General features: G+C 48.2%; 10 protein-coding genes. 8 read left to right on the top strand and 2 right to left on the bottom strand.

Annotated elements, in window-relative coordinates; genetic code table 11:
- Positions 1-1,061, bottom strand: a 1,061-nt coding sequence (locus JF818_RS11585; protein WP_198892164.1) for a transposase, incomplete at its 3' end; no start/stop codon positions are given.
- Positions 1,062-1,371: 310 nt separating this feature from the next.
- On the opposite strand from JF818_RS11585, the gene JF818_RS11580 reads away from it, so the two are divergent.
- From JF818_RS11580 to JF818_RS11550, 7 genes are all read left to right on the top strand, one after another.
- A complete protein-coding gene (locus JF818_RS11580; RefSeq protein ID WP_198892163.1) occupies positions 1,372-2,298 on the top strand; it encodes an Mrp/NBP35 family ATP-binding protein in 927 nt (308 codons plus the stop codon).
- A gap of 4 nt (positions 2,299-2,302) precedes the next feature.
- A complete protein-coding gene (locus tag JF818_RS11575; RefSeq protein WP_198892162.1) occupies positions 2,303-2,929 on the top strand; it encodes an NUDIX hydrolase in 627 nt (208 codons plus the stop codon).
- A 5-nt stretch (positions 2,930-2,934) separates the two neighbouring features.
- Complete coding sequence (locus JF818_RS11570) at positions 2,935-3,645, top strand: SIMPL domain-containing protein (RefSeq protein ID WP_198892161.1); 711 nt, start codon at positions 2,935-2,937, stop codon at positions 3,643-3,645.
- 382 nt (positions 3,646-4,027) lie between these two features.
- Positions 4,028-4,735 carry a FadR/GntR family transcriptional regulator gene (locus tag JF818_RS11565; protein WP_198892160.1) on the top strand — a complete coding sequence of 236 codons (708 nt, stop codon included), beginning with the start codon at positions 4,028-4,030 and terminating at the stop codon, positions 4,733-4,735.
- The gene (locus tag JF818_RS11560) at positions 4,732-6,204 is read left to right on the top strand and encodes an NAD(P)/FAD-dependent oxidoreductase (protein ID WP_198892159.1); all 1,473 of its coding nucleotides are present in this window, start codon (positions 4,732-4,734) and stop codon (positions 6,202-6,204) included. The genes JF818_RS11565 and JF818_RS11560 overlap by 4 nt, the downstream gene beginning before the upstream one ends.
- Entirely contained in the window at positions 6,194-7,426 is a 1,233-nt protein-coding gene (locus JF818_RS11555) for an NAD(P)/FAD-dependent oxidoreductase (protein WP_198892158.1), read from the top strand. Before JF818_RS11560 ends, JF818_RS11555 begins: the two co-directional genes overlap by 11 nt.
- Positions 7,423-7,788 carry a DUF1667 domain-containing protein gene (locus tag JF818_RS11550; RefSeq protein WP_198892157.1) on the top strand — a complete coding sequence of 122 codons (366 nt, stop codon included), beginning with the start codon at positions 7,423-7,425 and terminating at the stop codon, positions 7,786-7,788. The genes JF818_RS11555 and JF818_RS11550 overlap by 4 nt, the downstream gene beginning before the upstream one ends.
- A gap of 14 nt (positions 7,789-7,802) precedes the next feature.
- On the opposite strand, the gene JF818_RS11545 is transcribed toward JF818_RS11550, so the two are convergent.
- The gene (locus JF818_RS11545) at positions 7,803-8,444 is read right to left on the bottom strand and encodes a GntR family transcriptional regulator (protein WP_198892156.1); all 642 of its coding nucleotides are present in this window, start codon (positions 8,442-8,444) and stop codon (positions 7,803-7,805) included.
- A 644-nt stretch (positions 8,445-9,088) separates the two neighbouring features.
- On the opposite strand from JF818_RS11545, the gene JF818_RS11540 reads away from it, so the two are divergent.
- Complete coding sequence (locus tag JF818_RS11540) at positions 9,089-10,744, top strand: ABC transporter substrate-binding protein (protein ID WP_198892155.1); 1,656 nt, start codon at positions 9,089-9,091, stop codon at positions 10,742-10,744.
- Positions 10,745-10,955: the final 211 nt, after the last annotated feature.

Below are 10,955 nucleotides of genomic sequence, written 5' to 3'. Positions count from 1 at the left end.
TGATACTCATACTTGTTGCCTTTGTCTTCCCTTTCCTTGCTGATCTGCTCGTCCACGTCCTCTTCAAGGACCATGAGCATGGTGGAGGCGAGTATGGTCGCCCAGAAGTCCTGCTTGAGGGTATTCTCTGTTTTCCCGGTGAAGTTTTCCAGCTGGAATCGGTTCTTCAAGAGCAAGTAGGAGCCTTCGATGCCCCAACGCATGAAGTACAGCTGTTTGAATTCCTCAGTCTTGTGCTCTGTGTCATTGGTGATCAGGGTCTCTACCTGGCCTGAGCTGAGCTCGAACTTTATGACCCGGATGACTGATCCCTCACTAGTGACTGTTGTATCACATCCAAGGGGAAGAGCATCAATCTCACAGTTGAACTTGGTCCTGCAGCGCATGAGGTATATCATCCCCATCTTCTCAAATTCCTGGATGAGGGCGATGGAGGGATACCCCCTGTCGAAGGTAAACATGCTTTTCTTGTCCCCAGGACGTAATTTCTCATACCTTTTCATATGGGAGACTGCACAGGACCGTTCATTGTATTCGGATGAGAAAGCCGCATCTATCAGGCGGTTGTTGCTGATGTCGTACAGACAGGAGCCCAGGGCGGTGGGGGAAGATGCGCTCGCACCGATGCAGAAATACTTCTCCCTCAGCTCGGGAAGGTTGGGAAGGGCTATCTTGGTCCCATCGACAGCAAGATATGTCCATCCGCTGTCACTGCGGGCAGGAAGCCTACCCATCAGCCCCTGATACTCGTCCTCGATCTGCTGCTCGAAGAGAGTCCTGAGCGGATACTCGGAAATCTGGTTCCTTGCCTTGCTGAAGGCTTGTTGCGTCACTTCCATCTCTTCCCCTGGCTTCCTGAAATATTCGGACAGCCTGTGTTGCTTCAAGCTGGAGGACTCACGCCCGACATCAAGTATTGTAAGGATAGTACGTCTGAAGTTCAACTTGCGCTCACGGGCAAAAGCCCTGGGGAAGGCTTCCATTCTTGCCTTCGTGAGAAGGTTCGGGTTTGAGAAGGAAGTGCTGAAACGATGGAACCAGGTACGGGAGAATATGTTCATGAGGTGCCCTCAGTTATACAATTATGATATTGTTATTATATAACATTTGGCAAAAAGAGTCTTAATTTATTGCAAATAATACAATTAAATATGACTTGAGGGGTTGCTCAAACCTCAGGTTTTCTTAAGTTGTGAACATTGCGAAAAAACACCCCACTTTGGAAGTTTTGGTTTGCCTGTATACAATTATCTGGATACCTTTTTATAGAATCTTCCATGGAGGCTTCTCTGTAGTCTGCTTCACTTGTCTGTTTTCATGCTTTGCAGTAAGGTACTCTGTGGTAAAATTACTGAAAGAAGAAGGATATATATGGCTGAAGGAATGGATTTTGCACAGCGAATTGCTGAAGACAAGGCAATTAGGGGAAATATGGATAAGATCGGGAGAAAAATCCTGGTCATGAGTGGAAAAGGTGGGGTGGGAAAGACCACCGTTACCGTGAATCTGGCAAATGCACTGGTTGACAGTGGATGTACTGTCGGCATTCTTGATACGGACCTGCATGGACCGAACGTTGCAAAAATGCTTGGTTGTGAAAAGGAAATTCTCACTACTGAGAATGGTGGCGAGACGTTCTATCCAGTTGAAGCCCGACCAGGGTTGAAGGTAATGAGCCTTGCCTTTGCAATAGACCCCGATAGCCCCATTGTATGGCGTGGACCCATGAAAATTGCAGCCATCAGACAGTTCCTTGCCCAAGCGAATTGGGGAGAGTTGGACTATTTGCTCATTGATTCCCCTCCGGGTACCGGTGATGAGCAGCTCACTGTTTGCCAGACGATTCCAGAACTTACCGGGACGGTCATCGTAACCACTCCACAAGAAGTAGCCATTCTGGATGCCCGAAGAAGTGTGAGCTTCTCGAGGAAGATGGGTGTGGCAATCCTGGGTGTCGTGGAAAACATGAGTGGTCTTATTTGTCCAGGCTGTAATACAGAAATCCCCATCTTCGGAATTGGTGGGGGAAAGAAGATGTGTGAACAGATGGGCGTTCCCTTCCTGGGACGTGTCCCTCTGGAAGTACCTCTCATGGAGGCTGAGGATGCCGGCAAGAGCTATCTGAGTATGCAACCTACCAGTCCTTCCTCTGCTGCATTGAAGGCAATTGCAGAGATGATCAACAGCGGTACTGCTGTCTCGTCCCATCGATCGACCGATTTTGCTGGAACTGCTTCCTGTGCACCTTCTGCTTGTTCCTCATGCAGCAGTAACTGCCCATCCAGGAAAGGAGAGTAAGCATATGTTTGATCCGTTTTCGCAAGAAGGGGGGAGCAAAGAGACGAAGCATCTCATTTGGAAGTCTGGACAGCGTCAGCGGGTCTTCAAGGGGCCCATCTTTGATATTTGTACCGTTCATCGTACCAGTACTGATGGACGGAGCTCTTCCTTTATAGAGGTGGACGCACCCAACTGGGTAACGATAATCCCTTGGTACCGTGACGAGAGTGGTGTTCCCATGATGATCATGGAAGAACAGTTCCGTCATGGGTCGAATACCGTTACCCGTGAGTTTCCTGCCGGGGTGGTGGAAGAGGGGGAAGATCCCTTCGATGCTGCCCTCAGGGAGCTGCGGGAGGAGACAGGCCTTGCCGGTGGCAGGGTTACTGCTCTGGGAAATGTCAGTCCCAACTCCGCATTCATGAACAACCGATCCTATTTCTATCTCGTCGAGGGTGCTGAGCATGTAACCGAACAGGAACTCGATCCGAACGAACAACTGGATGTGTTCTCTGTACCGGTAGCCCAGGTGGTTGCGGATATGGGCACCGGCATTTATGATAATGGTATTATGATGATTGCCTTGGGTTTCTTTCTTCGGGAGGCACAAAAGCGTCCTGAGTTGGTGACCACATTGGAGAAGGAGTAACTGCGATGAAACGAATACGTCTTGTGTTGCCTGTATTGGCGCTTGCCATGGTCATTTTATTCTCATCCTGTATGACGGGAAAGGATTTGGTGCGGACAATCGAGGTGAATGGAACGGCAAAGGTTACCGTCACCCCTGATATTGCTACGTTCTCCATCCAGGTCAGTGAACTGGGAAAGACTACTGAAGAAGCCCAGAGGTTTGCGAATGCAAAGCTGGCACAGCTCCGCTCTGTCCTTGATGAGTATGGGATTGCTGAAGCTGATATCAAGACCACTTCACTGAATTTGAGGCCCAGTTACCGATGGGATGAAGGAGAACAGATCCTGGAAGGGCAGGTTGCAAGCCAGAGTCTTTCAGTGAAGGTACGTGACCTGAAGGCCCTTGGTTCCATTATTGATCAGATGGGAAAAGTCAGTGGTATCTACCTAAACTCTGTACAGCTTGACAAGGAGGACAAGAGTGAAGCACTAAAGCAGGCACGATTGGAAGCAATCGGGAATGCAAAGGCAAAAGCAGAGCTCTATGCAGAAAGTTCCTCCATGCAGGTTGGATCCCCCATCACCATCAGTGAATATTCCGTTGCTTCCAATCCATACAATACAAGGATGAAGATGGAAGCAGCCTCTGCTGTTGCTTATGACATGGCTACCGAGATTCCTGCAGGATCCATGGAAGTCTCTTCCACGGTTTCGATTGTGTATGAGATGTACTGATACAAAGCAATCGAGTAGTAGCAATTTGTTCATAAACAAAGAAATGAAAAAAAGTCTTAAAAGGACTTAACAGACAAGGTTTTTGTTGATATAGTGTAAATGTCCAAACGAGTGTGCGAGTAGCTTATGTCATATACTCTCTCCCACCGTGTATCTTGTCGTTGTTTCCCCCTCATTATGAGGTAACGGCAGATGCAGGCCGCGCATATGCGGAACTCCTTCAAGGGTGCAAGCTTGAGGGAGTTTTTTTTGGCTCTTCAGTTGATCTCAATGCTCTCTATGCATGAACACCTTTTCGCCAATCTTCATGGGCGTATTCTCAAATATTCTAGACGTAGCACGTCATACGTGTTAATCTGTGGTTATATATAAAGGATTAGACATGGAAACAACTATCCGTACCAAGAAAACCCTGGCGGAGCAGACTGCTGATCGATTGGCAGAAACCATCATGAATGCCGAGTTCAAGACAGGGCAGCAGCTGCCCAGTGAATTTCAGCTCGCTGAAAAACTGGATGTCGGTAGGGGTACCATTAGGGAAGCGATCAAGATCCTGATATCCAGGCATGTTGTTGAGATCAAGCGGGGGACCGGTACGTTTGTAGCTGAAAGGCCGGGTCAGGTCGAGGACCCGCTTGGTCTGGCTTATATCAAGGACAAGAAGAAACTGTCTATGGACCTGTATGAGATGCGCCTCATGATCGAACCCCAGATTGCTTCTCTTGCTGCCAAACGTGTAACCAAGGAAGGGATGATGAAGATTGAGGAATCCTTGTTGGCGATAGAGGCAAATATTGCAAAAGGGTTACCATGGACAGATGAAGATATCGCTTTCCATGAAACGATAGCACAGGCATCAGGCAATCAATTGGCATCAACACTTATTCCGATCATCCATTCTGCTGTCAAGATCTTCGCTTACTTGTATGGAAAACCTCTCACCGAGACAACCATTGCAACACACCGGGAAATCATGGACGCCATCAGGGATAAAAACCCCGAACGTGCGGAGATTGCCATGAGGAAGCATCTACAAAGAAATAGAGTCTATGCTGAACACCTTAGAGAGGCTACAGGAGACAATGCATGAGGGAAAATACCTACGATATCCTTGTCATAGGGGGTGGAGTCATCGGATCAGCTGTTGCGAGGGAACTTTCCAGATACCGTCTTAAGATCGGTGTCCTTGAGAAAGAACTCGATGTGGCGTGCGGTAATTCCTGCAGGAACACCGGCATGCTCCATGCAGGTTTCACATACAAACCTGGTTCCCTGAAAGCCGAGTGTGCGGTGGAAGGGAATCGTGAGTTTGACCAGGTGGCAAAGGAACTGGATATACCCTTCAAGCGAACCGGTAAAGTGGTGGTAGGCTTTAGTGATGAGGACATGGAAAATATCCTCAAATTCAAGAGAATCGGTGAGTTGAACGGGGTGCAAGGCCTGGAGATGATCGACAAGGCCAGGCTTAACCAGATTGATGACAGTGCTGGGGGAGAGTTTGCCCTATACAGCCCAGATTCTGGCATCCTTAATCCGATGTTGTACACCATAGCCCTTGCGGAGAATGCCCATCAGAACGGTGTGGACTTTTTCTTTGACAGTGAAGTCAAGGCAATCAAAAGGCAGGGGGAGTACTTTCAGGTTACAGCTGGTGATTCGGTTTTTTCCAGCCGCTGGATTGTAAACTGCGCCGGGATGCATTGTGTAACCATATCGGAAATGCTGGGCTTGCATGGTCACCAGGTGAAGGGCTTCAAGGGAGAGTATTATGTGTTGGACAAGAAAGCCAAGGAGTTCATGAATATCCCCGTCTATCCAGCACCCAATGCAAAAGGGGGCTTCTCCACCCATGCAACACCTACTGTCGACGGAAACATCTTGGTCGGCCCTGATTCCTATATCACCGAGAGCCCTGACGATTATGCTTGCACTCGCGATCATATGCAGGGTCTTGTAAAAGACGGGTCGGCGATATTCAAGCATATGAAGGCTGAGTATTTCATCAGGAATTTTGCCGGGACCCGTTGGAAAAGGATAGACCCTGAGACAGGTGAGGTTCTGGACTTCCTTATCGAGACCAGAGATGACCATCCAGGGGTGGTGAACCTGATCGGAATCGAGTCTCCAGGGCTTACCTGCGCCTTGCCAATTGCCCGCCGGGTGGTGGCAAAGATACAGGAAAAGGAAGTACTGGAGGTAAACAATGATTTCAATCCATACAGGAAGGGAATTGTACGTTTTGCAGAACAGTCGAAAGAACGGCAGAAAGAACTCATAGCCACTGATCCTGACTATGGTGAGATAGTATGTCGCTGCGAAACTGTTACACGGGCTGAGATTGTCCAGGCGATCAACAATCCCCTTGGGGCGGTGACCTTGACGGGCATCAAGAACCGAACCCGGGCCTGCATGGGTAGATGCCAAGGGGGGTACTGTGAAACACGAATCACTGCCCTGATCCAGGAGCAGTGCAAAGTGAAAGAATATGAGGTGATGTACCAACACAAGAGCTCTGGGATGTTCATCGGCAAGGTAAGGGAGGTCCTGGATGGAGAATAAGGATGTCATTATCATCGGTGGAGGGCCTGCCGGACTCGCTTCAGCCGTCCAGCTGTACAAGCTTGGGATTACCAATATTCTGATCCTTGAGAGGGAGAAGCAATTGGGAGGTATCCTGCGGCAATGCATCCATGATGGATTCGGCCTTCAGCGGTTTGGTGAATCACTAAGTGGTCCTGAATATGCCCAGCGCTTCATTGATGAGGTAAGAGAGCTGAACATTCCCTATATGACTGAGGTGACGGTAACCGAAGTGACTGCTGCAAGGATTGTGACCGCCGTCTCGAGAAGAGGTGTGTTGGAATTCCAGGCCAAGGCGGTAGCCTTGACCATGGGTTGCAGGGAACGGACACGTGGTGCGATCAGTATTCCAGGGACCAGGCCCGCAGGAGTATATACTGCAGGGGTTGTCCAATCCTATATGAATCTGGCGAACATCATGCCGGGAAAAGAGGTGGTGATACTTGGCTCCGGTGACATCGGTCTGATCATGGCCCGTAGGTTGACCCTTGAGGGGGCACATGTAAAAGCTGTTCTTGAGGTCCAGCCCTATGCAAGTGGTCTGCCACGCAATATCGAGCAGTGTCTCAATGATTATGGAATTCCTCTTCTCTTGAGCCATACTGTGGTTGATATCAAAGGCCACGCCCGCCTTGAAGGTGTAACCGTAGCACAGGTCGATGAACAGTATCGACCGATTGTGGGAACAGAACAAGTATATAGCTGTGATACGCTTGTTCTCTCTGTAGGGCTCATCCCTGAGAATGAGCTTTCCCTCGGTGCCGGTGTTGTACTCGATTCAATGACCAAAGGGGCTGTAGTGGATGAACATTACCAGACAAGTTGTGCTGGTATCTTCGCCTCTGGCAATGTCCTACAGGTCCACGACCTTGTGGATTTTGTCTCCACCGAGGCTGAACGTATGGCCCATTCCATACAAGCATATCTCTGCTCTTCCTTATTTGGGATGGCAGGAATTGAGATTGCTGTAGATGCCTCTGTAGCCTATGCAGTTCCGCAGAAAATTACTGGTAAGAAGGACTTTACGCTCTCCCTGAGGCCGAAAAGGCCGGGTCGTGGTTGTACAGTTCTCGTGAAACAGGGAAATGAGACCATCACCAGCAAGAAATTCGCCAAAGTCCTGCCCGCTGAGATGATCCAGCTTCCCGTCTCTGCAGAAAGGATTAATCCAGAGAAAAACTTGGAGATAACCATTATATGACAAGAGAATATACCTGCATCATCTGTCCCATTGGCTGTGATATGGTCGCAGAGATTGAAGATAATGAAATGATTTCCTTGACTGGCAACAATTGTGCCAAAGGCAGATCGTATGTACAGCAAGAGCTGACCGATGCAATGCGTACCCTCTCAACTTCCGTAGTCGTAAAGGGAGGAGAATTGCCCGTTGCAAGTGTCCGATTGAACAGGCCGGTGCCCAAGGCCAGCCTTTTCAAGGTGATGGCTGAGGCAAAAAAAGTGATCCTGCTTGCACCAGTGAGAATCGGGCAGGTGGCTTTGAAAGACATAGCTGGAACCGGTGCAGACCTGATTGTTACCAAGCATGTAAATGCAATATCTTGAATGAGTAGACTTGACTACTCCCTGCTTCGCTTATAGGCATTTCTCTTGCGCCAGAGATGGGCGAACATGAACTTCTCTCCTTTGTTCCTGTCCTGTTTTTCCAGATATGCAAGGATTTTCCTGTGTTCTTCCTGGGTCTGTTTCTTTCCTAGGTTGCTGAGGCGTTGGTAGAAAAGCAGGCTGTTCGTGTTCAGGTTCAGCCTGCTGAAGGTAGTAAGAAGGATCTCGTTTCCTGAAGAGCGAACCATCTCCAGGTGGAATTTGAAGTGTAGGTCGCTGAATCGCATTACATCACTCGGGTCATCCATGTCACACGTATCCATCTCATCGAGGATGGCGCTGAATGGGGCAATGTCTACTGCATGTTCACAATTCAAGCGGAAGGCTAGGCTTTCCAGGTATGTTCTGACTTCTGCAATGTGTTGGTAATCCTTGACTGTCAGTTCCTTCACATAGGACCCGCTCTGGGGTAGTACCAATACAAAGCCATCTTGTTCAAGGCGCTTGATTGCCTCCCTTACAGGGGTCCGACTACAGTTGTATTCAACCGAGAGGGAGTTTTCACTAAGCTTGCTGCCAGGAATATATTCATTCTTCAGGATCTTATCCCTGATATCATGGTATATCTTGTCGATTATAACTGTCTTTGTTGCCATAATGCTCCTATTCTACCATTGAATTGGCTCTTCGTAGAGATGCTTGTATATGATATGTTACTAATCAATAAAGAATTCTGAACTGGAATACAAGAAAAACAATAGAAAGATGAGGAACAGAATTAGATTTGCCTCTGTTCAATTGTCTGTAATCTTTTACGCTATTCATCTATCTAGCTATCTATCAGATACACAGTCTGGAAGGTTCGGTTCTAGCCTACCTTCCGAGTTATCAGGAACTTCCTATGTACTTGTGTGCCTCCACTTTCTATGAGTTGTTGAGCCGGTGAGGAAGGCTTGAGCGTTGGAAAACAGTTGTAAGCGAGAAATCTTTACATTTGTCCTACAAATATTCTTTTCCGCATAAAAACAGGAGTTAAAGCGATAATACATGCTACCTAAGTGATGTATGAGGGGAATATCGGTTTTGCTATGTGAGACCCACGATATAGCAGTCTATTGACTATATAGCAGGTTATAGATAAAGAAATACCGGATTTAAGAGAATGGAGAGTAAGTGAAGGCTTCTTTCGAAGTTGTTTTCATTTTTAATGAATTTATTGGATAAATAGTTTGACAGATGGGATATTTCGTTCAATACTGACTTTGTAGTACAAACTACAATACAGTAAAAGGAGATTATTATGAAAAAACTTACTGCAATTGTGTTGCTGCTGAGCTTATGCTTGGGAGTATTCGCAGCAGGTACACAAGAGGTGGCACCTACTGCAGCCGTTTGGGAATCCCAAGGCACTCCTTTGGCCGATGTACGCATCCGCCAAGCACTCCGTCTGGCCATTGATATGGAAACTATTGTCGATGAGTTGTTTGAAGGAAAGGCCCAGAGGGCAGTGGCAATGACCAGTCCTGGTTCTTGGTTGGCCGATGGATTAGATCCTTATACCTACAATCCAGAGAAAGCAAAGGCTCTCCTGGATGAAGCAGGCTGGCCGAAAGACTACACCTTGGATGTAGTATATTACTATGGCGACCAGCAGACTGTAGATTTGATGGCCATCATTCAGCAGTACTGGGCAGCTGTTGGCGTCAAGTCCTCATTCCGCAAACTGGAAGGCGACCTTGCCAGTCAGTTGTGGGTACCCCCTGCCGACCGCAAGAATGGGCCTTCAGCTGTGAAGTGGGACCTTGCGTATGCAGCAGTTGCAGCCTTGAGCGAGAACGAGTTCTACGACCGCTTTGAGAGTACTGCCAGCAACAACTCTTCAATTCCCTGGCAGGAAGGACTGGATGAACTGGTACAGGCAACCCGTGCAACAGCCGATGTTGAGAAACAGAAAGCAGCATTCAAGGCATTGCAGCGCGATATCAATGAGAACATGTACAACATTCCCTTGTACCACCAGCTATCGTTCATCTACACCAGCAATAAGCTTGACATTGCAGGAAGTGATTTGGGCAACGACCAGTTCAGCTTCAATAAGAACATTCTTGACTGGAAGATCGACAGCAAGGACGGCATGATGTACACCAATGGTGGACCGATGGAGTTCTATGAAGCTCCCATGGTAAACCCCGGTCTCTATCTCTATCAGGAGCTGTTGTTTGACAAGTTGATCAACGCTGATGCAAATTTGACCCCTACCGATGGAATGCTTGCAAAGAGCTACAGCGTAAGCCCTGATGGGATGCAGATTACCTTCGACTTGCGCAGTGATGTGAAGTGGCATGACGGTGCAGCTTTCTCAGCGCAAGACGTAGTGTTCTCCATTGAGTACTTCCTCAAGACTCCTGGCTTGAACGCAGTTGCACTGAATACCTTCAAGTCTATCAAGGGTGCTTCCGCCTATGTAGAGGGCTCAGCTTCTTCCTTGAGTGGCATCAAGGTTGACGGTAACAAGGTTACCATTACCTTCGAGATCCTCGACCCCAATGCGCTGCTTACCTTCAGTCAATGGCCGATGCTCCCTTCTCATATTCTGAAAGGAAGCAACCCGGTGACATTCCAGCAGAATGCATTCTGGCAGAAGCCTGTAGGTACTGGTCCGTTCAAGGTAAAGGAAACCGTCTTGGGTAACTATGCAATACTCGAGCGCAATGCTTCCTACTACCGAAGTGGAACAGGAAACATCAAGACCATCTTCATGAATGCCAGTAGTGAAAACGACAGCAACCTCGTGAAGAATGCCGAAAGTGGGCGCATTGACTACGCTTGGAGCAAGAGCGTTGCCGACTCTCTCTCCATCGAGAAGATTGATCACATGGCCGTCACTCCAGTCAATATCCGCTATACGCGTGTTTTCTGGGTGAACCAGTTCCCCCACCCTGCAAACATCAAGTAGCAGTGTGGATTTACCGGTGGCTGTGGACAGGTTTGTTCACAGCCACCTTTTCTCGATTCCCTTCAAGAGGTTACAACTGTGATAGCATTCATCATCAGAAAATTTCTGCTGCTGATTCCCATGCTCTTGGTTATCAGCTTCCTCATCTTCCTAGGTATTGAACTCATGCCGGGTGATGCGGTCGATTTCATGATTCCCCCCGATGCACTGG

The sequence above is a fragment of the Sphaerochaeta sp. S2 genome (assembly GCF_016406725.1).
In the GTDB taxonomy this organism is placed as follows: Bacteria; Spirochaetota; Spirochaetia; order Sphaerochaetales; family Sphaerochaetaceae; genus Sphaerochaeta.
Note: the sequence above shows the minus strand (reverse complement) of the source record. Positions and strands in the feature narration are given on the sequence as shown.

Bases quoted from the DNA above. Each gene is read 5' to 3' on its own strand.
- JF818_RS11580 (WP_198892163.1), top strand. From the start codon at position 1,372: ATGGCTGAAGGAATGGATTTTGCACAGCGAATTGCTGAAGACAAGGCA.
- JF818_RS11575 (WP_198892162.1), top strand. From the start codon at position 2,303: ATGTTTGATCCGTTTTCGCAAGAAGGGGGGAGCAAAGAGACGAAGCAT.
- JF818_RS11570 (WP_198892161.1), top strand. From the start codon at position 2,935: ATGAAACGAATACGTCTTGTGTTGCCTGTATTGGCGCTTGCCATGGTC.
- JF818_RS11565 (WP_198892160.1), top strand. From the start codon at position 4,028: ATGGAAACAACTATCCGTACCAAGAAAACCCTGGCGGAGCAGACTGCT.
- JF818_RS11560 (WP_198892159.1), top strand. From the start codon at position 4,732: ATGAGGGAAAATACCTACGATATCCTTGTCATAGGGGGTGGAGTCATC.
- JF818_RS11555 (WP_198892158.1), top strand. From the start codon at position 6,194: ATGGAGAATAAGGATGTCATTATCATCGGTGGAGGGCCTGCCGGACTC.
- JF818_RS11550 (WP_198892157.1), top strand. From the start codon at position 7,423: ATGACAAGAGAATATACCTGCATCATCTGTCCCATTGGCTGTGATATG.
- JF818_RS11545 (WP_198892156.1), bottom strand. From the start codon at position 8,444: ATGGCAACAAAGACAGTTATAATCGACAAGATATACCATGATATCAGG.
- JF818_RS11540 (WP_198892155.1), top strand. From the start codon at position 9,089: ATGAAAAAACTTACTGCAATTGTGTTGCTGCTGAGCTTATGCTTGGGA.